Origin of the sequence: Gelidibacter salicanalis (assembly GCF_007997285.1) — a bacterium.
GTDB lineage: Bacteria > Bacteroidota > Bacteroidia > Flavobacteriales > Flavobacteriaceae > Gelidibacter > Gelidibacter salicanalis.
This window is the reverse complement of the sequence record NZ_VORX01000005.1, coordinates 248,856-274,105: the sequence shown is the minus strand read 5'-3', so window position 1 is coordinate 274,105 and position 25,250 is coordinate 248,856. Positions and strand designations below refer to the sequence as shown.

The window sequence follows — 25,250 nt, the reverse complement described above, 5'->3', positions numbered from 1 at the left end:
TCAGCAGAATCTTTTAATGCCAAAATAAAAGCCTTTAGAGCGCAATTTAGAGGGGTCAAAAATGTAGAATTCTTCCTTTATAGATTAACAACAATTTTTACATAAACACAACAATTGTTCTTGATCCCTAGTGACCTCGACTGGATTCGCTCCGCGCTTCCAGCAAAGCTCCGCTTTGAAAATCATTAAAACAAAAAAACGCTCAAGTAAACTTGGCGTTTTTTCTTATTTAATGATGTATTCGTGACCTCGACTGGATTCAAACCAGTAACCTCTTGAGCCGTAATCAAGTGCGCTATTCAGTTGCGCCACGAGGCCTTTTTAAGTGGCTGCAAATATAGTAATTTTATTAATTTAGTACCAAATTATTTTTAGAAAATTCAAATTGTTTATTTTTGAACTATGATAAACCAAGAGGATTTAACCCCGTTCGCCTATCAATTTGATAACGCTATCATCAAAAGCATATCCCAATATGGTAGTATAAAACATTTTAGAAAAGACGATATCATCATGGATATTGGCCAGAACTTAACTCATGTACCGCTATTATTAAAAGGCAACATCAAGGTGTTGCGAGAAGACCTTAACGGAAGCGAGCTGCTGCTATATGTTTTAGAGTCTGGAGACACCTGCTCCATGTCATTGACCTGCTGCATGGCGAAGTCCAGCAGTAAAATTAGGGCTGTTGCGGATAAAGATTCAAGTGTGATCATGATTCCTAATGATCAAATGACGGAATGGTTCCATAACAATGCCAGCTGGCGTAACTTTATTTTGCAGAGTTATCAAATTCGATTTAACGAGATGCTGGAGACTATTGACACGCTAGCTTTCATGAAAATGGACGAGCGACTGTTTAAATATTTGACAGATCACGTCAAAATAAATGCTTCTGAAACGATTTCTAAAACCCATCAGGAGATTGCTGAAGACTTAAACACCTCTAGAGTGGTAGTTTCCAGACTACTAAAACAATTGGAAAATGAAGGTAAAATCGTTTTGAGTCGCAATAAAATAGAAGTCATTGCCTTTTAAGTAACAATTATTACAGAGCAACTCAGTTGCGACCCTTACATTTGCATAAAATTAATTACTATGGACTACATTTTACAACCTTGGCCTTGGTACGTGGCTGGCCCAATGATGGCCCTCATCATGTTTACCCTCATTTATTTTGGGAAAACCTTTGGGATGTCATCCAACTTAAGAACCTTTTGTACCATTGCTGGTGCGGGCAAAAAAACTAAATTCTTCGATTTCGATTGGAAAGCCCAAAAATGGAACCTTGTTGTGGTCGTAGGAGCTATCCTAGGCGGATTTATAGCTCATTTTTTACTCTCTGTTCCTACTGACATCGATTTAAATCCTGCCACCGTGGAAAGTTTGTCGAATTATGGATTCGAAAATGTTGGAAAATCGCTCTTGCCTGCTGAACTGTATAGCTGGGATGCCGTCTTAAGCTTAAAAGGATTGTCAATATTAATTATTGGAGGTTTTTTAGTTGGATTCGGGACACGATACGCTGGCGGATGTACCTCCGGCCATGCGATTACTGGGTTGAGCAATTTACAACTGCCGTCATTAATTGCGGTTATCGGATTTTTTCTAGGCGGATTGATTATGATCCACTTATTATTCCCAATAATTTTCGGTTAATCTAATATGTCATGTTGCAAATGTTCGTCATTTATAAACCTTTGACGGGACTCATGCAACTGATTTTATGTACACTATTAAACACATACAAATGAAATTTATTAAATTCTTACTCGTTGGAATCGTTTTCGGAATTGTACTGGTAAAATCAGAAGCCGTATCCTGGTATCGCATTTATGAAATGTTCCGTTTTGAGTCCTTCCATATGTACGGGATTATCGGCTCTGCTGTTGTGACCGGCGTGCTGTTGATGCTCATCACAAAAAAATTCAAGTTTAAAAATATTGAAGGTGGCTTTATGAGCGTACCTGATAAAGATAAAGGCTTAACGCGTTACATTGTTGGCGGCACACTCTTCGGGCTGGGCTGGGCACTATCAGGCGCTTGTCCAGGACCAATGTATATTTTGGTGGGCACCGGTGTCTTTTCCATAATCATCGTGATCCTTGCCGCAATGTTAGGCACCTATGTTTATGGGGTGTTAAGAACTAAATTGCCACATTAATCATGGATACACTATACATAATTGGTTTTGTTGGAGCGTTATTCGTTGGGGTTGTCTTAGGGCTTATTGGCGGAGGTGGTTCCATATTAACCGTGCCAATTTTAGTGTATCTCATGGGCTTTAACCCTATTATCGCTACTGCGTATTCCTTGTTTATTGTGGGTTCCTCCTCCTTGGTTGGAACATTTCAAAAGCACAGAAAAAAACTGGTCGATTTCAAAACGGGATTAATCTTTTCCTTTCCATCGTTTATTGCCGTCTACTTAACCCGACGTTATTTAGTGCCAAACTTACCGGATACCTTTTTTCACGTGAATGATTTCACCTTGACCAAAGAAGTAGCCATTATGCTATTTTTTGCGATTATCATGTTGTTGTCATCCATCTCCATGATTAGAAAGAAAAAGGAGATTGAAGGGCCGCATAAAAACAATCCGTATTACATCACTTTTATTCAAGGCTTGGTTATTGGTACGATTACAGGACTGATTGGTGCGGGAGGTGGATTTTTATACGTACCAGCCTTGGTGCTTTGGGCCAACCTTCCAATGAAAAAAGCGGTAGGCACATCATTGGTGATCATCACTTTAAATTCGCTTATCGGATTTACGGGCGATATCCAAAACATTGATGTAGATTGGCGATTCCTACTGTCATTTTCAGGCTTAACCATCATTGGGATAATTATTGGTGGTTACGCCTCTAAACATGTTTCCAATGAAGGTTTAAAAAGAGGTTTCGGCATTTTCACTTTAATTATGGCATGCTATATAATGTACATGGAATTAACCTAGTCAGCGTAACCTAAGTTACACTGGCAGTGGTGTAACTTTTGTATCTTTGGCATAGCTTTTTCAAGCTGCTTTTAGAAGTCAAACAAAAGTCCTTTAATGGACTTTTTAAATAGAGAATAAGATGAAAATAGAACAAATATATACGGGGTGTTTGGCACAAGGTGCTTATTACATAGAATCTGAGGGCGAAGTTGCCATCATTGACCCACTGCGCGAAATTCAACCTTACATCGATAAAGCCGATGCCGAAAACGCTACCGTAAAATATGTGTTTGAAACGCATTTTCACGCCGATTTTGTTTCGGGACACGTTGACTTGGCAAACAAAACCGGAGCTACTATCGTATATGGTCCTGGCGCTGAAACCAGTTACGACATTCATTCGGCTACGGATGGCGAAGAATTTAAGGTGGGAAAAATTAAGATTAAAGCCTTGCACACACCTGGCCACACATTAGAATCAACTACCTTTTTATTAATCGATGAAAATGGAAATGATCACGCTATTTTTTCTGGCGATACATTGTTTTTAGGTGATGTAGGCCGTCCTGATTTGGCGATTAAATCGGATTTGACCAAGGAAGATTTGGCGGGTATGCTGTTCGATTCGCTTCGTACTAAAATCATGACTTTAGCGGATGATGTCATTGTGTATCCAGCACATGGTGCAGGTTCAGCTTGTGGAAAAAATTTAAGCAAGGAAACTGTCGGCACCATTGGAGATCAGAAGCTCACCAATTATGCGCTTCGTACTGAGATGACTAGAGAGGAATTCATCACCGAAGTGTTAGACGGAATGCCGCCTCCACCGCAGTATTTTGCAAAAAATGCACTGATGAACAAAACGGGCTACGATGCTTTTGATCTGGTTTTAGAAACTGGAAATGTTCCTTTAACCCCAGAAGATTTTGAAGCTATTGCCAACCATGAAGATGCTTTAGTTTTAGATGTCAGAACTCAAGATGATTTTAGTGCGGGTCATGTCCCTAATTCGATTTTTATTGGATTAAATGGACAATTTGCCCCATGGGTTGGTGCTTTGATTACTGATTTAAAGCAACCGTTGCTATTGATCGTGCCAGAAGGCAAAAGCGAAGAGGCTGTGACACGATTGTCGCGTGTAGGTTATGATAACACGCTTGGGTATTTAGAAGGCGGCATTGCCGCTTGGAAAGCTGCTGGTAAAGAGGTTGGGACCCTAGATTCAATTTCGGCAGAGACATTTGCTCAGAAAGCAACTTCAGATGCTATAAATATTTTAGATGTTAGAAAAGATGGTGAATACCAAGCGTCGCATTTAGAAGATGCGCAACATTTTGCTCTCGATGTCATCAATGACAACATGAATCACATCGATCCTAAAAAAACCTACCATATCCATTGCGCAGGAGGCTATCGTTCTGTCATTGCAGCGTCCATTTTAAAAGCACGCGGCTTTGATAAGTTAGTAGATGTGGCTGGAGGATTTGCTGCTATTAAGACCACGGACTTACCAGTTACTGAATTTGTATGTCCTTCTACGTTGTAGACGTATTCAAATTATATAAAAAAAGGCCTCACAGATATATTACTTGTGAGGCCTTTTTTCGTTCTGATTTAAGCACTATACAATTTCTGCACTCAACCCTGCTTGGAGAAGCTTTGAGCATCGTGGCTCCAAATCATCATATGATCCTGTTTTAACAGTACATTGTCCTTTATAATGCACTAAAATGGAACATTGCTCCGCTTGCTCAGGAGTATGATCACAGGCATAGATTAAAGTGTCAATAACGTAGTCAAACGTGTTAACCTCATCATTGTAAAGCACAATCTCGTTTAATTTGTCTTCTTGGGTATCAACGAGAAGGTCTTCTTGAATTTTCTCTTTAGTACTCATTTTTTTCTAGTCTTCATTGTACAGATTCCCATCTGTAGTTCATATTAATATTCTTTTGGTCTTACTAATTTACGAATTTTAGCGCAACCCATTTGTTTTTTTCTAATCTTTCAACGAAAGTCAACCCGTGTTTATTGCACTCTTCTTCAATGGCAGGAATATCCTCTACGTAAAAGCCGCTCAAGAACATCGACCCATTAGGATTCATACATTTTACATAAACACCCAAATCATTCAAAAGAATGTTTCTGTTGATGTTGGCAATAATAATATCATATTTTTGGTCTATCAACAGGCTGGCATCGCCTTCTAAAACAGTGATGTGTTCACAGCTATTGCGTTCTACATTTTCCAAACTATTGACATAGCACCAGTTGTCATAATCAATCGCATCAATGGGTTTTGCACCCTTCATCTCCGCCAGAATTGCCAAAACACCTGTTCCAGAACCCATGTCTAACACTGATTTGCCTTCAAAATCATTCTTGAGAATATGCTGAATCATCATGTGTGTAGTTTCATGATGTCCCGTTCCAAAACTCATTTTAGGTTCAATGATAATATCATACTTCGTGTCTGGTTTCTCATGGAAAGGAGCGCGTACCGAACACACATCATCCACTATAATAGGGTTGAAATTCTTTTCCCATTCTTCGTTCCAATTGGTTTGCTCTATATCTTCAAAAGTAAAAGAAATTTCAAATTCGTCAGAATCTAAAATCTGAATATCTTCAAGAATAGCAGCATTCCACTCGTCCTTTTGGATGTAAGCCGTGACCCCTTCTTCAGTTTCCACAAAACTTTCAAAGCCAGCGTAACCTAATTCGGCAATTAAAATTTCAGTCCCTGGCTGCAAAGGCGCCACCTTAAACTGATACCCTATGTAAACGGTATTTGACATGTAATATATACAATTTGATAATTAATTACCGAGTTGAAATTGACAACCCGTCAACAGATAATTTTAAATTTAAAAGGCGTTGGCAATGGCAAAAAAGTCCTCAGCATTTAACGCTGCTCCTCCAATCAATCCACCGTCCACATCTGGTTTAGAGAAAATCTCTTTAGCATTGCTTGGCTTAACGCTCCCGCCGTATAAAATAGAGACTTCATTTGCGAAATCGTCGCCGTATTTTGACGCTAAGGTTTTTCTGATAAACGCGTGCATATCTTGTGCTTGTTCAGGGCTTGCTGTTTCTCCCGTACCAATTGCCCATACCGGCTCATAAGCCAAGACAATATTGTTTAAAGCCGACGCATCCAGATGAAATAACGCATTTTTAATTTGATTCCCCACAACAGTTTCGTGGTTTTCAGCTTTTCTATCTTTTAATTCTTCACCAAAGCAGAAAATGACCCGCAACTCATTTTTTAGAGCTGTATCTACCTTTTTAGCTAAAATATCATCCGTTTCATTAAAGTAAGCACGACGCTCACTATGACCCAAAATCACTGTTTTTATCCCTAAACTTTTAAGCATTGGCGCACTCACTTCTCCTGTATAAGCCCCTGAGTCCGCAAAGTGCATATTTTGTGCAATTACTTCAATAGAGTGGTCTTTTAAGGTGTTGAACGCTTGCCACAGATTGGTAAAGGACGGGGCTACCATGACCTCCACATCTGATGGGTTGTTCTGTAATTTCAATTCTCTGATCAATGTTTCGGTTTCCGATAAATCATTGTTCATTTTCCAGTTTCCTGCAACTATATTTTTTCTCATATCCTAATGTAAATCCATTTTAAAAGAACGGATTTCTGTATTTAGTTAGTATTCCATTTATAATTTTAAATCTTCAATATCGTTCCAGTGCTTTTTCTGCATCACGGTCCCATTGTTTAAGATAACCACGCCAGGGTTTGAGCGCACAATCGTTTTTAACACTTTTTCATCACACAAATAAAAATCAAAATCCAGGTTATAGGTCGATTTGATCTGTTGCTTTGTGGCTTCATTGGAGGTGGTCATCCCAATCACCGTATAGCCGTTCTTAATCGCCTCGTCTGAAAAAGCCTTTAATTTTTCCATTCCTTCCTTTTCTGAAGAGTTCAGATTGTAAGTAACAATCATCACTAATTTATCTATTTCAAGAAAGTGCGCCGTCAAATCTTCATCTTCAGTTTCAATAGAAAAATCTTGAATTTTCGGAAGATCAGCCGCCTGGATTTCCTTGGTGTCTACAGAAATTATTTCATCATATTCTGCTGGTCCTTGTCCACGATCCGTCAGAACTTTCTCTTCACCATTTAAGGTATAGGTCCATACATAATCGATAATTGCTCGTTTTGCGTCTGGCCCAAGCTGCATGTTTTGTTGAATATTATCGCCAATTTTATAGGCTCTAAAATCGATGGCCGGTAAATGCATCAATACGTAATAGGCAAAGGAAAGTGAGGCCAAAAAGCTTAAAAGAGCTACGACTGTAGTTCCTAATTTGCTAAAAATTGGCTTGATGTGTCTTACGCCTATAAAAAGGATGAGGATAAAAAATAATAAAATAATGTCCTTGGTAAAACTTTGCCAAGGCGTCAAAGGCATGGCGTCTCCAAAACAGCCACAATCTTTTACCTTATCATAGTAAGCGGAATAGAACGTCAGGAATGTGAAAAATACAATCATCAACAACAAACTCCACACTGTAAATTTCGGCTTGTAACCCATCAATAGAAAAATGCCCAAAACAACTTCAAAAACGACCACAATTATGGCAATGCCCAAAGCATAAGGTTCTAAAAAGGGAATATTTAAGACCGCTGTACTAAAATATTCCTGTAATTTATAAGCAAAACCTAATGGGTCATTGAGCTTTACAAAGCCGGAAATGACAAAAAGAAGGCCCACTATAATTCTACTAAAGGCTACTAGATACTTCATATAAATTTTAATTTCAATGCCTACAATACAGACTAAAAACTATTGCAGGGTATTAATAACTTCTGATATATTATATTTTATTTCTTCTGATGCGATGATTAATGCTTCAATCTCTGGCGCATGGTCTTGATTGAAAGGCTCTAAAACCCGCAGCCAATAATCACTTTCTTTGGCCATTTTATGGGCGATTTTCAATCTCAACAAAACCTCTTTTTTCTCGCCCTGAACGAAGGCTTCGCAATAGTTTTCAGCGAGTGCATTTGAAGTTCTGACCAATTGTCTACAATCTTCAACATTGGAAATCGACCCGTTTAACTGTTTTGTTAAAATTTTACACGCCGTGGCAAATTTTAAAGTGCGTTGTTCAAGATTCTCATTAATTGCTGCCATTTTGTTTTAGTTTCACAAGGGTTTCACTCCTGATTGAGCAAAATTAATGCAAAAACAGCATAATTAATCATGTCTTGATAATTAGCGTCAATCCCTTCACTGACCAAGGTTTTACCCGCGTTATTTTCTATTTGCTTAACGCGTAATAGTTTTTGTAAAATAAGATCGGTTAAACTACTTACTCTCATATCTCGCCAAGCTTCACCATAATCATGATTTTTATTCATCATCAGTTCTTTTGACAGTACTATTTTTTCATCATAAAGCTTGGTCGCCTCATCCACAGTCAGGTCTGGTTTTTCAACCACGCCTTTCTCCAACTGGATCAGCGCCATGGTACAATAATTAATGATGCCAATAAATTCGCTCTCTTCCCCTTCATTAACCTTACGTTCAGCGTTTTGTTGCAAACCTCTTATGCGTTGTGCTTTTATAAAAATTTGATCGGTTAATGAAGGCAATCTTAAAATACGCCATGCACTACCATAATCGGACATTTTTTGTACAAAAAGATTTCGACATTTTTCAATAACGGCATCGTATTGTTTTGAGGTATCTTGCATAGAAACTGGTAATTTTGCGTAAATTTCGCTTAAATTGTTCAAAGTTCAAAACTAATAGCCACGAATAGACCAATGTTTGATATTACATCTTTCAAAAGGTAAAGATAAGGTTTAGATGTGAGTAGTGTATCGTTTAAAACATTGATAAATTTGCAGAAACAAACACACAGATGACCATTAATTGCAAAGGAAAACTTATTGATTTGACCATTCCGAAGGTCATGGGCATTTTAAATCTCACTCCAGATTCCTTTTATGATGGTGGAGTCCATTCAAATGACAGCATTATTTTAAAGCATGTAGAAAAAATGCTGACAGACGGTGCTACTTTTATAGACGTGGGCGCCTATAGTTCGAGACCCAAAGCAAAACACATAAGCGAGGCAGAAGAGTTACAGCGCTTGCTCCCTGTATTAAACCTATTAACGGCAACATTTCCCGACATCCTCATCTCCATTGATACGTTTAGAAGTGAAGTGGCGAAGAAGTCTATTGAAGCAGGCGCTTGTATGATTAATGACATTTCAGCCGGAAACATGGACCACCAGATGTTGGACACTGTAGCCAAACTCCACGTGCCTTATGTGATGATGCACATGAAGGGAACGCCACAGGACATGCAGCAACATGCCACTTACGAAAACCTGATAAATGAGATGCTCTTCTATTTTTCTGAACGGATTGCTGCAGCAAAAGCCTCAGGAATAATCGATATCATTGTCGATCCTGGCTTTGGATTTTCAAAAACTACCGCTCAAAATTATGAATTGCTGAAGCATTTAGATAGCTTTAAAATGTTGGATAAACCAATATTAGTGGGTATTTCTAGAAAATCGATGATTTATAAACCCCTGAACACTTCAGCGTCTGAAGCTTTGAATGGGACTACCGTATTAAACACCCTTGGTTTGCAGCAGGGTGTCGCCATCCTACGTGTACACGATGTTAAAGAAGCTATGGAATGCATAGCACTCACCCAACAACTCAACCCAGAATCATGAAATATGTCTTACTATTATTAGCTGTGTTAACCTTTTCTTGCGGCAATGATAAATCAGTTTTACTGCCAGAAATTACCCATGCTAAAATCACGGAAGTCACTGATATCTCTCCTGCCTATCTGTTTTATGATGCTACCAAACCGGACAGTATTGAATTGAACCGTGGTAATCTTATAACCACCACAAATTGGTTAGTAAATGTTGATAAACGACTCACTTTAAAGCAAGCCATCCCGAAAATCATCACGCTTCAGGATAAGAAACGCAATGCCGAAGTTCATAAAAATGACAATGCCAGAAATTATTACACCTGCAATGATACTAGCATTAAAAATTTAGGTTTTTTGGAATTCACAGATGTTATTTATAAGCTCAATTCAATCGCTCCTAATGTCAGCCCAGATTATGACAATCTCAGCACGCATAAAATTATTTTGGACTTTAAAAATCCTTCAGATATTAAATTAGTAACGATTTTAAAAGATTCTATTCTCAAAAAATCTACATTGCAGACGCTTAAAGCGGATGTAGAAAGTCTGCCAAAAGTTGGAACTTATGAAATGATCTTGAACATGAGCGAGAAATTGACCTTTCAGGATTATATTTCATTTAAATCGATTTTATCAAAAATAGAGCCGTCTGTAATGACCCTCAACGTTAACGAGTTTATTTATTAAACATAATTTTTTAATTTTATAAAAACACCTCAGTATTGGATCAACTTAAATTTTGGGATTTCGGCATCATAGATTTTATCGATGTATTCCTTGTTGCCATACTTCTGTATTACGTTTACAAACTTATAAAGGGAACGGTCGCCATTAACATCTTTATTGGGATCATCATCATTTATTTTGTTTGGAAACTGACCACGTTCCTAAAAATGGGACTTTTGAGTACTATTTTTAGTGGCTTTATGGATGTGGGAATTATTGCACTGATTGTGGTGTTCCAGCCTGAAATTCGCAAGTTCTTACTGATGGTTGGGTCTACCAACTTTGGGAATAAACGTAAGTTTCTTAGGCACTTAAACTTTTTAAAAACCGAAGAACAGGTTCAGACCAACGTGAAAGTGATCATTTCTGCCTGCCAAAAAATGGCTTCCACCAGAACAGGTGCTTTGATAGTGTTAGAACGCAGTAATAACCTCGATTTTTTGACCAGCTCAGGTGATGAAATGAATATTGGAGTCACCCAACCCATCATTGAGAGTATCTTCTTTAAAAACAGTCCGCTACACGATGGTGCCATTGTCATTGCCAACAATACGGTAAAAGCCACACGGGTGATTTTGCCGGTTAGCAATGAGCGCAACATTCCGCTGCGATTTGGCTTACGTCATAGGGCAGCCGTGGGAATTACTGAAAAAACGGATGCTTTGGCAATTGCAGTCAGTGAAGAAACAGGACAAATTAGCTACATTAAAAATGGCGAATTTGTCATGTTTAAAGATAATGAAGAGCTTATTGAAATGATCAATAAAGATTTGGCTTAAGTACAGATTTTCAACTACGCACTCTCCGCTTTAGAAAACTGCACTTCATAAAGATTGCGATAATACCCATCTTTATTTTTAAGTAATTCTTGGTGGGTGCCTTGTTCTACAATGCGTCCCGCATCCATAACGATTATACTATCCGCTTTCTGAATGGTCGCCAATCGGTGTGCAATCACAATAGAAGTTCTTCCTTTCGTGATTTTCTCGGTAGCCACTTGCATCAAATGTTCTGAATACGAGTCAACAGATGACGTTGCTTCATCCAAAATTAAAACACTAGGATTGGTAACATAGGCTCTTAAAAATGAAATCAATTGGCGCTGGCCAGAAGACAACATGACGCCCCGTTCTTTCACGTTATAATTATAGCCTTGGGGCAGACTCATAATAAACTCGTCAATACCAATATCCTTGGCAGCCTGCTTAACCCGAGCCTCAGTAATGTCTGGATTGTTGAGGGTGATATTATTCATAATGGTATCCGCAAACAGGAATACATCTTGTAAGACGACCGCAATTTGTGCGCGTAAGGAATGTAAGGTCATATCTTTTATATTGACCTCATCGACATAAATAGTACCCTTTTGTATATCATAAAATCGGTTGAGCAAATTGATAATGGTCGACTTTCCAGCCCCAGTTGCTCCAACGATAGCTATGGTTTGTCCTGATTGAACATCAAAAGAAATGCCTTTTAATACCTCTTCGTCATCAATATAAGAAAAATGAACCTTATCAAATCTGATATTTCCTTCAAATTGTGCCGCTTCAATGGTGCCTAAATCGTCGATTTGTGAAGTGGTATCCAGCACAGCAAACACACGGTTGGCAGCAACAATTCCCATTTGTAAGGTGTTGAATCTGTTGGCTATTTGGTTCAAGGGCCTGAAGAGCATCGGGATCATCATAATAAATGCAAACAAATCACCTTGAGATGCTAAATCGTCAGAAATAATATTTAAGCCCCCATACCACACCACCAATCCTAAAGTTAATGAGGATAAAAATTCGGCAATAGGAAAGAATACAGAGTTATACCATACGGTTTTTAACCAGCCTTTTTTATGGCGGGCATTAATTTCCTTAAACTTTCTATATTCAGTTTCTTCACGAGTAAACAATTGCAGAATCTTCATTCCTGTAACCCGCTCCTGAACAAAGGAGTTCAGATTGGACACCTCATTACGCACATCTTCAAATGCAATTTTCATATAGCGCTGAAAGATTTTGGTCGCGAAAAGCACTATTGGCAGCGTTGTAAACACCATGAGCCCAAGTTTCCAATTCATCCATAACATGACCCCACCAACGACTAACATTTTGAGAATATCACTAAAAATCATAAAAAGACCTTCGCCAAAGATGTCCGAGATACGTTCCATATCCGTAACGGTTCGGGTAATCAAAACGCCTACAGAAGAGTTGTCAAAATATTTCATTTTGAAACTCATAATATGCTTAAACAATTTCACCCTAACATCTCGCACCACAGATTGTCCAAGCCAACTAGAATTGTAAATGAATAACAATTGACACACCACCTCTAGCACTAAAAGCACAATCATGATGATGATGTAGAACAAAAACCCATCATACTGTTGAAGTTCAATATGCTTATCAATGGCTTGCTGCAGCACATACGGGCGTAATGCGCCAAAAACAGCCAATCCTGTAACGAATAACAAGGTAAGCGTAAACACGAACTTATAAGGTTTGATGTATTGCATCAAACGCTTAAAAAGATTCACGTCATAAACTTTAGTTTTCTTTTTGGCACTCATAGTTATTCTGCGTTATAAATGGTGTCAGGATACTGAATATCCGTCAAATACAAACCTTGTGCGGGCACTGAAAACCCAGCTTCGCCCCTGCTTTTTGATTCAATAATCGCGTGTAATTGCTGTACTTCAAGTTTGCCCAATCCAATATTGACCATGGTACCTACAATAGCTCGAACCATATTGCGTAAAAACCGATCGGCAGTAATGGTAAAGGTTAATTCCGTATCCTTAACTTCCCAATAAACACTTTTTATATCACAAAAATATGTTTTTACGTCAGTATTACTTTTAGAAAAGCATTGAAAATCTTTATACTGCAATAAAATAGCGCAAGCGTTATTCATTTTTTCAATGTCTAATGGCAAATGAATTTTATAGGCGAAATCATGGGTAAATACATTTTTAGTGTTCGATATCCGGTAATTGTAGGTTCTACTCAGCGCATGAAATCTGGCATGGGCTTTATCCCTAACCCTAAAAATACGGTGTATGGCGATATCATGGGGTAAAAACCAATTGATTTTAAAAATTAAAGTGTCACGATCAAATGGCTCATCAATATCAAAATGAGCATACATTTGCGAGGCATGAACGCCCGCATCCGTACGTCCTGCGCCCATAATCTTTATAGGGGTTCGTAGTAAAGTGGTTAAGGCATGCTCTAAAACCTGTTGCACAGAAATAGCATTGGGTTGGTTTTGCCACCCGTGATAGGCTTTTCCGTTATATGACAATTCAATAAAATATCTCAATGTGACTGTAGTAGATTTTAAGAATTAAAAAGCAAAAATAAAAACACCCTCCTGTTCTGATCAGAAATCAAATTTTCATTAATGACTTTATCGCTATTTTTGTGATTTGCAAAGATAACTAGATTTCCGTTTTAAAAGTCCACAGGGCTTATAAACCTGATGGGATTCACTTTAAATAAATCAAAAACACTACACCTTGAAAAAAATATTGCTCCTTTCAGATACCCACAGCTACATCGATGACGCTATATTAAAGCATGTAAAGCAAGCAGACGAAGTATGGCACGCTGGAGATATCGGAAATTTAGAAGTGACAGATACCTTAAAAAAACTTAAACCGCTAAGAGCCGTTTATGGCAATATCGACAGTACCGAGGCACGCATGGAATTTCCGGAAAACAATAGATTTATGTGCGAAGGCGTAGATGTCCTTATCACCCATATTGGAGGCTATCCTGAGAAGTATAATCAACGGGTACGGGAATTACTATATCAAGACCCACCAAAACTTTTCATTTGCGGTCACTCCCATATTCTTAAAGTCATGCCAGATAAAAAATTGAATTTATTGCACATGAATCCGGGAGCGGTGGGTAAACACGGTTTTCATAATGTGAGGACGATGTTACGATTTACTATCGACGGAAGTAAGATTGATAATTTGGAAGTGATTGAGTTTAAAAAGTAGGATGTGTTTTATAACCCTTTTTTGACCTTATGAATTAATTGCTATTTTAGTAATCGTTAAGCTTTAATAAGATCCCGCTTTGCAGTGGTTTTGCCTGCCTATCGGCAGAAAGGTTCAAATAGAATATCTCAATGTGCCTTTGGTATTTGGAATCATGTAAACCCTATTGAGATCCCGCTATGCAGCGGGATTAGCCTGCCTGTCGGCAGACAGGTTCAACCGGCATAACCCAATGCGCCTTCGGCTTTTGATATTTAAAAACTACTTTAGAGATCCCGCTTTTCAGCGGGATTAGTTCAACCAACATAACCCAATGCGCCTTCGGCTTTGGAAATCATGTTACTAATGAAGAGATCCCGCTTTGCAGCGGGATAGTTCAACCAACATAACCCAATGCGCCTTCGGCTTTTGATATTTAAAAACTACTTTAGAGATCCCGCTTTTCAGCGGGATTAGTTCAACCAACATAACCCAATGCGCCTTCGGCTTTTGGGTTATGGGTTTCACTAAAAAAACCCGAGATCTTCACCTCGGGTTTACGCACTAACAAAATTAAGATATAAGGTTTATCGCAATCTATCGACAGATTTTACAAGATCTTCATCCTTTTTTATGGCCTTATTGGCTAACACCAAAAACACGATAGTTAAAATAGGAATAAAAATCCCAACGCCTTTCTCTGAAATTTGACTTTCTCCAGGCGCCATTAGCAATTGATACACAAATAACCCTAATAAAATAAAGTTTAATATGATATTGAGACGTCCCAAAACAAATTGGAACTTTCTATTTTGATAATTGAATATAGAAATCAAAGATAAGGCAGCCGATCCGAAAAACATAGCCAAATACAATATTTCATCTTTAGCATAGACCAAGACATCTTCAGTATTGGCCCATAAATGAAATACAAATATCAAGCCACACGAAAAGATGGCTGCTATGAGTAAGTATACGGTTTGGATGCGCTGTATCATGAGTTATTCTAAAAATTTAAAGCTCAAAATTAACAGTTTCTTTTTAAATCATACTGTAATTTTTAAAATAAAATTGTATTATTGCATTAACATTACGTTACTCACAGAGTGATAGGATGTTAAATCTTCAAAAAATTACATTCGATTTTTCCTCTTCTTAATTCTAATCTAAGGTTCGGAACTAATCCAATTTCAATTTTATAATAATATCCATAAACATACATGTTTGAAATTTCGCAATTAAAAGAAAAGAAGCTTTCTGACTTACAGGAAATAGCTCAAAAATTAAATGTACCCAAATACCGTACGCTCAAAAAATTAGACTTAGTATATCAAATCCTTGATGTTCAAGCAGCCAATCCAGATGTAGTGAAAGCTGATATTGTCACTTCTCCTGAGGTTACTGCTGAAACGCCAAAAACATCAAAAACACCTCCAAAGAAAAAAAGAGAGCGTGTGGAGAAAAAACCAGCTTCAGAACAATCCCAACAACAAATGGAATTGCCTGATATTAAAGTTGAAGAAAAAAAGGAAGCGCCAAAAGCCGCTGAACCTGAGCCAACAGCAACGCCGGAGCCTTCTAAACCAGTAAGGAAAGATCCTCCAGCAGCTAAAAAAGTGGAGCACAGAGAGAAAAAGCAGCATCCTCCGAAAGAAAAGGACACTCCTAATAAACCTCAAAGAAAAGATAATAGACAAGAGCGTTCCAGTGATACTAACGGAAATAAATCAAGCCCTAGAGACAACAATAATCGTGACAATAGCAATCATGCGTCTTCAAAAGTAAATAATGGCAATAAAGATACTCGGAACCGTTACCGAGAACCCGACTTTGAATTCGATGCTATCATCGAAAGTGAAGGTGTTCTAGACATTATGCAAGATGGCTACGGATTTTTACGCTCATCAGATTACAATTACCTTTCTTCTCCCGACGATATTTATGTATCACAATCACAAATCAGATTATTCGGTTTAAAAACTGGAGATACTGTATTAGGTCATGTAAGACCTCCTAAAGAAGGTGAAAAATATTTTCCACTTATAAAAGTGAGTAAAATTAATGGACAAAAGCCCGAAGTGGTCAGAGACCGTGTGTCTTTTGAACATTTAACACCTTTATTTCCTCAAGAAAAATTCAATCTAGCCGAAAGACAAAGTACAATTTCTACTAGAATCATGGATTTGTTCTCACCTATTGGAAAAGGTCAACGTGGAATGATTGTGTCACAACCAAAAACTGGTAAGACCATGTTACTAAAGGATGTTGCAAATGCCATTGCAGCCAACCATCCTGAAGTTTATCAAATGATTTTATTAATTGATGAACGTCCTGAAGAGGTTACGGACATGCAACGTAATGTGCGTGGTGAAGTTATTGCCTCAACCTTTGATAAAGAAGCACATGAACACGTTAAGATTGCTAATATTGTTTTAGAAAAAGCTAAGCGTCTGGTAGAATGTGGTCATGACGTCGTTATTTTATTAGATTCTATTACCCGATTGGCTAGAGCTTATAATACCGTACAACCTGCCTCTGGAAAGATCTTAAGTGGTGGTGTTGATGCTAATGCCTTGCACAAACCAAAACGTTTCTTTGGTGCGGCCCGTAATATTGAAAATGGAGGTTCCTTAACAATTATCGCTACTGCTTTAACTGAAACTGGATCTAAAATGGACGAGGTAATCTTTGAAGAATTTAAAGGAACTGGGAATATGGAATTACAATTGGATAGAAAAATTTCTAACCGTCGTATCTTCCCTGCAATCGATTTGACCTCATCAAGTACCCGTAGAGATGATTTATTGTTGGATGAAAATACGATACAAAGAATGTGGGTGATGCGTAAGTATCTTGCCGATATGAATCCTGTTGAAGCTATGGAATTCATCAACGACCGATTCAAAAAGACCAGAAACAACGAAGAGTTCCTATTGTCCATGAATGGATAATCAAGACTTTTAGTATATTTAAAAAGCCCCAAATTTGATGATTTGGGGCTTTTTTTAGCAACATATTCTACATGATTAGATTTAAATTGGAAGACTAAACTCTAAATTTCTATCTATTGACTATTATTTTATGTCTGGAATTGAAGCCATCATTCGTTTTAATATCCATTACATATACTGCATTTTCCAAGTTAGTAACACTAAAGATATAATTTCCAGTTGAGCGCTCAGATTCACTAGGATTTAACCCCATTACCAACCTACCTTCAACGTCGTAGATATGACATTGTATGATTTTTAATGATCTATCCGCTAATAGGATTTGCACATCATATTTTGCCGGATTTGGAACCACCCTGATCCTTTGATCGAATTTAGGTGAAACTATAGGTGAATCGTTGCTTAGAGCTACAGCTTCATTGAAATTATCTTCGGATTTGCCAACTTTATTGGCGGATACTCCAATTATTTCAATCGCATTTATTATTGGATGCCGCTCCCCTCCAAATCCAAGAGACGAGAAGTCAATATTTAATTCTGCGTCATTGACATTCACCAAATAGGATTTAATCAAAATAGTTTGAGCACCTCCTGCCTGAGAAAAAACATCTAAATTATCTTCTACTAATAGCCCCTCCATGCTTACATCAAACACACGACTTCCTACTCCGCCGGAACCACCACCGGATGCTCCAAACCAAACTTCTGCAAAATGCAGCTGTACAGCATACTGGCCATTAGGAACTGGTATGTTATACCCCATGACACCAGATGAACCGTAGCGAATTGTGCGGTGAGGTTGAGACAGACCTGTTTGAGATCGGTCTAAAATTCTGCCGGCATCAAAATATTGATCAGCTTCAAAAACGTTACCGTTATAGGTGGTTTTCGGACCGCCTGAATTAATTCTTAAGGTGTAATCGCCCGTCACCTCAGCAAATACAGTTAACACGACATCGTCATATGCTGTATCATTATCATCGTCGGTAACAGTTAGCCTAAACGTGTAATTACCTGAGATTAAATCACTGACCATTAGGGTCGAGGTACTATCTCCATTTAAAATTGCTGTATTTGGGCCCACAATCTGACTCCAATTATATGCGGTTATGAACCCTCCATCAGCATCTGTGCCTGAGCCATTAAAGGACACGCTATTAATTGGCAAGTTTACGGATTGGTCTGGTCCGGCATCTGCAATAGGCAAAACATTTGAATTTGCTGTACCGAGCACCTCGATGGCGTTGATAATTGGATGACGCACGCCACCAGATTCCAGTGACGTAAAATCAATATTTAATATACGATCCGTTACATTCACAACATAAGTCCTGGTTAAAAGCTTCTCCGCTCCCGGGGCTTGGGCAAATACATCAAGATGGCTTTCTCTGAGCTCATTCTCCAACAGAACATTAAACACACGACTACCAATACCTCCTGAACCACCACCTGTGGCACCAAACCATGTTTCTGCAAAATGCAATTGCACCGTATATTGGCCATTGGGAAGCGGTATATTGTACCCCATTATACCAGATGAGCCATAACGCAAACTGCGAAATGGTTGCGTTAAGCCTGTTTGAGATCTGTCCAGTGTTCTTCCTAAATTAAAATATTGATCCGCTTCAAATGTGTTACCATTATAAGTTGTTTCTGCACCTCCAGCATTGATTCTAAGGGCAAATCCTCCGGTAGCCATTGGAAGAACTACAACTTCTACCTCATCATATGAACTTTTATCTTCTTGGTCGGTGACCGTTAATCTAAACACGTAAATACCTTCGACCAGATTACTAATCGTTAACGTACTGGTGGTGATCCCATTTAAGGTAACACTAGGACCAGTTTCCTTTGTCCATAGATAATCTATAGTTCCGCCGTCAGGATCACTACCCGTTCCAATTAGAACACTACTAGAATTAGGTAACGTAATCGTCTGATCGATACCCGCACTTACAATTGGCACAGCTCCTGACGCGGCATTCACCATGATGTTTACATCATCTATACCTTTTTCGTTTTGATCATCAGTTACTTCTAGCCTAAACACATAATTACCGGCAATTAAACCTGTTGCATTGAGGTCAGAAGTATCCTGTCCGTTAAGATTCGCCGTATTCGGGCCGCTAAGTTGTGTCCATTTATAGGCAATAATAACACCCCCATCCGGATCTGTCCCTACCCCGTTAAATAGAGCATTATTGGTTGGTAAGGATATCATTTGGTCAGGACCCGCGTTTGCTATGGGAGCACCATTGGTATTACTCGTTCCTAATATTTCGATCGCATTGATGATAGGATGTCTTGATCCACCTGTCCCAAGTGACGAAAAATCTAAATTCAGCATTCCGTCCACAACGTTTACCAAATAAGATTTTAGCATCATGATTTGGGCACCTCCTGCTTCAGCAAAAACATCGAGATGGGACTCTACCATTTGATTTTCAATTCGAACTTCAAAAACGCGACTTCCAACGCCTCCCGAACCTCCTCCAGTTGCCCCAAACCAAATCTCAGCAAAATGCAACTTGATTGTATATTGACCATTTGGTACAGGAATATCATACCACATGAGACCGGTTGATCCATAGCGAATAGAACGGTAAGGTTGTGGCAGTCCAGTTTCTGACCTATCCAAAACTTTACCTGTATCAAAATATTGATCGGCGCCAAATGTAACCCCACCATAAGTGGTCTCTGATCCACCAGTATTTATCCGAAGCGTAAAGCCCTCTGTTGCTGGCGGAAGCACACTAACTTTAAGCTCATCAAATGCTGTTTGGTTCTCATCATCAGTAATCAATAATTTAAAAATATAATCACCTTCAATCAGATTACCAATAACAAGCTGGGAGGTATCGCTTCCGGTTAGAGTAGCGCCATTAGGACCGCTGGCCTGGGACCACAAAAAGGTTACAACTCCTCCGTCAGGATCACTGCCTGTTCCGTTTAAAACCGTAGTATTAGCGGGCAATATAAGCGTTTGATCTTGACCAGCGTTTGCCAATGGATCCTGCTTTTCTAAAGTGATCATGATGTTTTCATAAATACGCGGCACTTTATGGTTAAGCCACCCATTAGATATAATATCCAAATCTCCATCATCATCTATATCGGTAACCAAAGCCCCATCATGATGTTCTAAATTCAAATCTCCACTATCAAGAATATGAGTGATCCATGCTCCAGAATTACAGAGGTCGTTTTCAAAAGAAATTAGACGTCTAGCACCTCGCCATTCACCTACAACAATATCCATATCGCCATCAAAATCAATATCAACAGCGGACACACTTAAACTGCCTGCAATAGATGAACTCAAAACATGCTTTATCCAAGGCTGCGTTGGGTCTGCAGGAGATTCAAGCCAGGCAAATTCGTATCGATTTGCATTGGAACCGAGCCCCAGTTGACCTACAACGCCATCCAATCTTCCATTACCATTAAAATCTTCCAACTGAACTCTATCTGAGGTTGTGACATAATTAAGGCCTGTCGAAAAAGTAGTCCATTGGCCGTTACCATCATTTCGTAGCCAATTTATTCCCTGAAAAAGGTCTAAATCTCCATCACCGTCAATATCACCCGCTTTAATATCTTCCCCTGAAGAGTCCGTACTAATATCTGTCAAGGTCCAGGTTCCTGTAGTAGGATTAGCTGAAGGTGTCAACATTTGCACTGGTGATTTTACGGATTCGGAACCATTCCAATTAATCGCCATTTGATATTTAGTTTCACCAAAATCGCCACCTGCAATTCCGGCTAAGAAAGGTTCATAATAACCTGATGTAAATGTTGGGATGTTATTATATATTGTAAAATTGGCATTCCCATCATTCTTAGCCCATAATAAACGTTCACTTTGATATTCTTTACCGGCTGCCCCTATTTGAGTGCCCAACAGATCTAAATGACCATCGCCATCAAAATCGTATACATGTACAACATTACCAAAATTACCGCCAATAGATTTTTTGATCCAATTACCAGATGCGGAGCCAGGGTTTTTATACCACCAACCTCCTGTAACAATATCCTTGAGACCATCCCCATCCAAATCGAAGTCAGGAATGGTGTAAACCGCAGTATAAGGGTTTGCTTCTAATTGATGCACCATCCACGATTCTGGAAATGGTGTAGAATTGCACACCTCTTGTCCTGTCACAGTAAAATTAACCTCGTCATAAACCCCAATTGGAGTGTGTCCCAAATCATAGAGATCCAAGCGGATCGTATGGTTACCGACACCCAGATTTTCAATTGTAATGGGCTGATAATTATAGTGTGGCCCTACCACCTCACCATCAACGGCATAATGGAGGTGCGTTCCTCCTTCTTCAATCGTCCAATTATCTACTGTAAAACTGACCTCAAATGGTTGATTGACAATGGAGCCATTACTAGGTGACGTAATTTGTACGTCGGACACCGGATGAGATGAAGTGGAGGAAAAGATCTCAATTCCTGATATTTTTGGATTTTCGATTACCTTTGAAAAATGTATGGTTGCGAAACCATCAGTTACTGAAATCTTTTCAAATTCCTTAATAAGGGCGGCCGCGGGATTGGTCTCCGCCAAGATATCAAAATTAGTAAGAACCGGCACGCCTTCTATAGTCACATTAAATACCCGCGACCCCGAACTTCCAGCGCGACCAACGCCAAAATACAATTCCGCAAAATGCAATTTAAAATCGTATTCACCAGGTGCATCAACAGGAATGTCATAAGTAAAAACACCATATCTTTCTGTTTGATACAATTCATCGTTGCTCGTCCCATCTATGGCAATTGTTGCATTATAAAGTTTACCCCCTGTAACAAATTGGTCAGAATTAAAAGTTCCACCATTGTAGGTTATTTGCGGTCCACCTGCGTTAATACGAATAACATTAATTATAGATAATGAAAAATTGGTTGTAGCCACTGCTAAACCAGCTCTATTTTGGGAATTTTTAACCGTTAGCGTATAGGAATTATTTGAATTCATAGGAGATATTGAAAGCAACACGGTACGTTCATCCAACAACAGGGTAGCTCCTAAAATAGAAGCACCGTTATCAACACTATAATTGCTTAAAGTTTCAGCAGAAACTAGGTCCATATATTCAGAAAACTCTACACTTATCACGGTTTCGCTTAAAGCTTCCACATGATTGATTAGGGGAGGTGAACGGTCCGTAGAAACACCGGTACCCATAAATTCGACAAAATTAACATCAAAAATATTCTGGTTGGCTGAAGCGTTCTTAAAAACAAAATACAAATCGTTCTTTCCACTTGGGTTTACAAAATTACTCTCAAGATTTATCCAATTATTTAGACTTCCTGTAGAGGGAACTGTCGTAGTAGAAAGAATAGAACCATTAGGACTACCAATTCTCATTTCAATACTACCTCCTTGCAACTCTGACGCCACCCTGTATCTTACCGAATGAATATTTAAAAGATTGCGACCTTCAAATGATATATAACTATTGTTAGCAACCCTAATCGATCCTTCACCTCCAAGCAAGGCATCTGTGTTTGGGACGGTAACCACACCGCTTTGTGTATCATAATATTCGGCTTCCTTTCGTTTAGGATGCAATTGTATCTGATCAAATGATTTTAGACCTCCTTGATCTGTATAATTTGTTCCAAGAACATAAAAAATATCTGCTCCGCCATCAATATCGTGTCCTTCGTATTGCAATGTTATTATTTTCCTGCAACCATCAACCGTTGCACCATCATGAAAATGATTTAAATGTCCTAACGATGGTACTATAAATACATCGGCACAGTTAATGCCCAATGTTGTATTGCCATCTTCTTGATCATTAACAACCAGGTCAAGAGTGATATCATCACCCCAACCCACAAAACCTCCATCTGGGGGTGAATTAAAATTAAAGGTGGCAGGATTATTTCCTGCATGGATGGTAATATTTTGAACACCCACACCTCCATTTCCATCGCTGACCGATAATTTAACGTTATATGTGCCTGGAATAGTAAAGGTATAATTCGTTTCCGCGGTAATTGAGTCTATAATACCGTCTGATTGAAAGTCCCATCCATAGGTAAAGGAAGTGTCACCGTTGGGGTCTGAGGTGCCATGACTATTAAAAGAGACTGTTAGTGGTACTGAACCACTAGTAACATCAGCATTTAGAACTACATTTGGGGGAGCATTAGTACTTATTCCAATATAATCAACTCTCACTAATTTACCTGTTCCCGCATTTTGGGGGCAACATCCAGTTCCGTACTCTAGGATATACATGTGCCCGTCAGGACCTATTTTCATATCAATAAATCCTTTTTTGGAGGAAGGGAAAACAGATGGAGCCATTTGCTCATTACTCACAATGTTTCCTGATGCATCCATCTTGATGGCCCAAATTTTACTCGTATTAAAATCATAATAAAAGAAAATGCCATCGAACTCAACTGGCAACCGCTGTTGATTTGTAGAGGATGCATCATAATAATACCTGGGACCGGCAAAATAACTTTTATGAAAGAGCTCCAACCATGCCTTTTTTGAGGGAGGCAAAATAGTAGCGCCCACATTGTTTGGAGATTTGTTGAAAACGGAAGTGTTTTCAGGGGCGCCTGGATTGTTGTAAAAAGGTGACGGCAATTTATAAGGGACTTGATAGGGATCATTGTCCACCCCTGAAAAATAGGGCCATCCATAATTTCCTGCAGCTTTAGTTAAATTGATTTCATCTAGACCTTCAGGGCCTAAAACACCTGGGGAGTTTGCATCTGGTCCAACATCACACCAAAACAGCCAATCTTCATTAGTCTGATCCACAAAAATTCTGTACGGATTACGTGCACCCATCACATATATTTCTGGTAAAGTTAAAGGTGTGCCTTCCGGAAATAAGTTTCCAGGAGGAATGGAATATCCTCCTGTATCGGCATTAGGCTTGATCCTAAGAATCTTTCCTCTATAATCATTAGTATGTGAAGAACTTTTCTCTACGCTGTTATTGGAATTTTTCTCATCTATAGCACCATAGAGACCATGATTGGAATTGTCTCCAACCGCAATATAAAGATTCCCTTGGGAATCAAAGGTCATGTCACCCCCAGCATGAAAGGAATTAGTACGCTGAACTGACCACTCTAACATGGGAATTTCAGATGATAAATCCAACACATCACCATCCATACTAAACTGTGAAATCCTATTCGTATTTGCCGAGTTAGGCAAGACCGAATAATAAATATAGACTTTCTGATTTGATGTAAAATAAGGGTCAAAAGCAAGACCCAAAAACCCGTCTTCAAACCCATGGAATACTGGTAAAACACCGGCAGAGACTGTTGTTTGAGTATTGGGTTTGTAGATCAGCAACTCGCCATAGCGATCGACGATAAATATGCGTCCATCTGGTGCAAATTTCATCGTTGTGGCGTTGGCTAATCCTGTTAATAATTCAACCTTTTGAAATTCAGTGGGAAGTTGCGCTACGCCTTGGGACAAGAATAAAGTAAAAAAGAGTAATGAATATATCCAATTGGGTATTTTACATCTAAAGCATTGAAAAACATTGAACTTTGGTGCACACAAAAGCTTGTGGCGAAATTTAATTTTAATTTTCATAACTAGGACGGTTTAGAGATCAATGCTATTAATCCTATGATATAACCGAATTCAGAAATCAAAAGAAAACGTATTTTAAGGGGAGGGAATCATTATGAATAAAAATACATTAATTATATTTAAGTTTAATAGTGTATTGATTTTTAGTCGATTACAAACCGATATATTCGTTATAATACCTACGACCTGTCTCTTGGGTATTTTATACTGTAGCTATAAAAGAATTCAAGTAATTTAAAATAGTTAGAAAAAGTTACCATAACTAGACTCTCGATATTACACATCATCTTATTGGAATATGATAGACCACTAGGCGGACATTTAAATGGACTAAA

At 38.6% G+C, this 25,250-nt stretch carries 20 protein-coding genes and 1 tRNA gene; 10 read left to right on the top strand and 11 right to left on the bottom strand.

From position 1 onward, the window contains the following. Positions 1 to 244: 244 nt before the first annotated feature. Positions 245 to 318 (bottom strand) — tRNA-Arg (locus ES711_RS12260). An 84-nt stretch (positions 319 to 402) separates the two neighbouring features. On the opposite strand from ES711_RS12260, the gene ES711_RS12255 reads away from it, so the two are divergent. The 5 genes from ES711_RS12255 (at position 403) to ES711_RS12235 (ending at position 4,486) form a co-directional block, all read left to right on the top strand. Next, positions 403 to 1,038: a Crp/Fnr family transcriptional regulator gene (locus tag ES711_RS12255; protein WP_146893592.1), complete on the top strand. Its 636-nt coding sequence runs from the start codon at positions 403 to 405 to the stop codon at positions 1,036 to 1,038. Between the two features lie 60 nt (positions 1,039 to 1,098). Beyond that, on the top strand, positions 1,099 to 1,659 hold the full coding sequence (locus tag ES711_RS12250; RefSeq protein WP_146893591.1) for a YeeE/YedE family protein: 561 nt from the start codon (positions 1,099 to 1,101) through the stop codon (positions 1,657 to 1,659). A 91-nt stretch (positions 1,660 to 1,750) separates the two neighbouring features. Continuing rightward, positions 1,751 to 2,164, top strand: a complete 414-nt coding sequence (locus ES711_RS12245) for a DUF6691 family protein (protein ID WP_146893590.1) — start codon at positions 1,751 to 1,753, stop codon at positions 2,162 to 2,164. Positions 2,165 to 2,166: 2 nt separating this feature from the next. Next, complete coding sequence (locus tag ES711_RS12240) at positions 2,167 to 2,958, top strand: sulfite exporter TauE/SafE family protein (RefSeq protein WP_146893589.1); 792 nt, start codon at positions 2,167 to 2,169, stop codon at positions 2,956 to 2,958. A 121-nt stretch (positions 2,959 to 3,079) separates the two neighbouring features. Continuing rightward, on the top strand, positions 3,080 to 4,486 hold the full coding sequence (locus tag ES711_RS12235) for an MBL fold metallo-hydrolase (protein WP_146893588.1): 1,407 nt from the start codon (positions 3,080 to 3,082) through the stop codon (positions 4,484 to 4,486). Between the two features lie 75 nt (positions 4,487 to 4,561). Here ES711_RS12235 and ES711_RS12230 read toward each other — a convergent pair whose 3' ends face one another. From ES711_RS12230 to ES711_RS12205, 6 genes are all read right to left on the bottom strand, one after another. Further along, the gene (locus tag ES711_RS12230) at positions 4,562 to 4,837 is read right to left on the bottom strand and encodes an ATP-dependent Clp protease adaptor ClpS (protein WP_146893587.1); all 276 of its coding nucleotides are present in this window, start codon (positions 4,835 to 4,837) and stop codon (positions 4,562 to 4,564) included. A gap of 64 nt (positions 4,838 to 4,901) precedes the next feature. Further along, positions 4,902 to 5,738, bottom strand: a complete 837-nt coding sequence (gene prmA / locus ES711_RS12225; protein WP_146893586.1) for a 50S ribosomal protein L11 methyltransferase — start codon at positions 5,736 to 5,738, stop codon at positions 4,902 to 4,904. A 69-nt stretch (positions 5,739 to 5,807) separates the two neighbouring features. Continuing rightward, the gene (gene tpiA, locus ES711_RS12220; protein WP_146893585.1) at positions 5,808 to 6,557 is read right to left on the bottom strand and encodes a triose-phosphate isomerase; all 750 of its coding nucleotides are present in this window, start codon (positions 6,555 to 6,557) and stop codon (positions 5,808 to 5,810) included. A gap of 57 nt (positions 6,558 to 6,614) precedes the next feature. Further along, positions 6,615 to 7,709, bottom strand: coding sequence for a BT_3928 family protein (locus ES711_RS12215; RefSeq protein WP_146893584.1), 1,095 nt, complete (start codon positions 7,707 to 7,709; stop codon positions 6,615 to 6,617). A 39-nt stretch (positions 7,710 to 7,748) separates the two neighbouring features. Continuing rightward, positions 7,749 to 8,099: a four helix bundle protein gene (locus ES711_RS12210; protein ID WP_146893583.1), complete on the bottom strand. Its 351-nt coding sequence runs from the start codon at positions 8,097 to 8,099 to the stop codon at positions 7,749 to 7,751. A 23-nt stretch (positions 8,100 to 8,122) separates the two neighbouring features. Next, complete coding sequence (locus ES711_RS12205) at positions 8,123 to 8,662, bottom strand: DUF1599 domain-containing protein (RefSeq protein WP_146893582.1); 540 nt, start codon at positions 8,660 to 8,662, stop codon at positions 8,123 to 8,125. Positions 8,663 to 8,832: 170 nt separating this feature from the next. Between ES711_RS12205 and folP the strand changes: the two genes are divergently transcribed. The 3 genes from folP to ES711_RS12190 are packed head-to-tail and all read left to right on the top strand — an operon-like array spanning position 8,833 to position 11,158. After that, complete coding sequence (gene folP / locus ES711_RS12200; RefSeq protein WP_146893581.1) at positions 8,833 to 9,663, top strand: dihydropteroate synthase; 831 nt, start codon at positions 8,833 to 8,835, stop codon at positions 9,661 to 9,663. Beyond that, complete coding sequence (locus ES711_RS12195; RefSeq protein WP_146893580.1) at positions 9,660 to 10,340, top strand: hypothetical protein; 681 nt, start codon at positions 9,660 to 9,662, stop codon at positions 10,338 to 10,340. The genes folP and ES711_RS12195 overlap by 4 nt, the downstream gene beginning before the upstream one ends. Before the next feature lie 35 nt (positions 10,341 to 10,375). Then, positions 10,376 to 11,158, top strand: a complete 783-nt coding sequence (locus ES711_RS12190; protein ID WP_146893579.1) for a diadenylate cyclase — start codon at positions 10,376 to 10,378, stop codon at positions 11,156 to 11,158. Between the two features lie 14 nt (positions 11,159 to 11,172). Here the strand turns inward: ES711_RS12190 and ES711_RS12185 are convergent, their stop codons facing one another. Both ES711_RS12185 and truA read right to left on the bottom strand, forming a co-directional pair. Then, the gene (locus ES711_RS12185) at positions 11,173 to 12,942 is read right to left on the bottom strand and encodes an ABC transporter ATP-binding protein (protein ID WP_146893578.1); all 1,770 of its coding nucleotides are present in this window, start codon (positions 12,940 to 12,942) and stop codon (positions 11,173 to 11,175) included. Between the two features lie 2 nt (positions 12,943 to 12,944). After that, positions 12,945 to 13,694 (bottom strand): tRNA pseudouridine(38-40) synthase TruA, encoded by a 750-nt coding sequence (gene truA / locus ES711_RS12180; protein WP_146893577.1) that lies wholly within the window; start codon positions 13,692 to 13,694, stop codon positions 12,945 to 12,947. Between the two features lie 196 nt (positions 13,695 to 13,890). On the opposite strand from truA, the gene ES711_RS12175 reads away from it, so the two are divergent. Beyond that, on the top strand, positions 13,891 to 14,382 hold the full coding sequence (locus ES711_RS12175; protein ID WP_146893576.1) for a metallophosphoesterase family protein: 492 nt from the start codon (positions 13,891 to 13,893) through the stop codon (positions 14,380 to 14,382). A 566-nt stretch (positions 14,383 to 14,948) separates the two neighbouring features. Here ES711_RS12175 and ES711_RS12170 read toward each other — a convergent pair. Beyond that, positions 14,949 to 15,359: a DUF4293 domain-containing protein gene (locus ES711_RS12170; protein WP_146893575.1), complete on the bottom strand. Its 411-nt coding sequence runs from the start codon at positions 15,357 to 15,359 to the stop codon at positions 14,949 to 14,951. Between the two features lie 222 nt (positions 15,360 to 15,581). On the opposite strand from ES711_RS12170, the gene rho reads away from it, so the two are divergent. Then, on the top strand, positions 15,582 to 17,312 hold the full coding sequence (gene rho, locus ES711_RS12165) for a transcription termination factor Rho (RefSeq protein WP_146893574.1): 1,731 nt from the start codon (positions 15,582 to 15,584) through the stop codon (positions 17,310 to 17,312). A gap of 109 nt (positions 17,313 to 17,421) precedes the next feature. Here rho and ES711_RS12160 read toward each other — a convergent pair whose 3' ends face one another. Further along, positions 17,422 to 24,795: a malectin domain-containing carbohydrate-binding protein gene (locus ES711_RS12160; RefSeq protein WP_170245270.1), complete on the bottom strand. Its 7,374-nt coding sequence runs from the start codon at positions 24,793 to 24,795 to the stop codon at positions 17,422 to 17,424. Between the last annotated feature and the right edge of the window lie 455 nt (positions 24,796 to 25,250).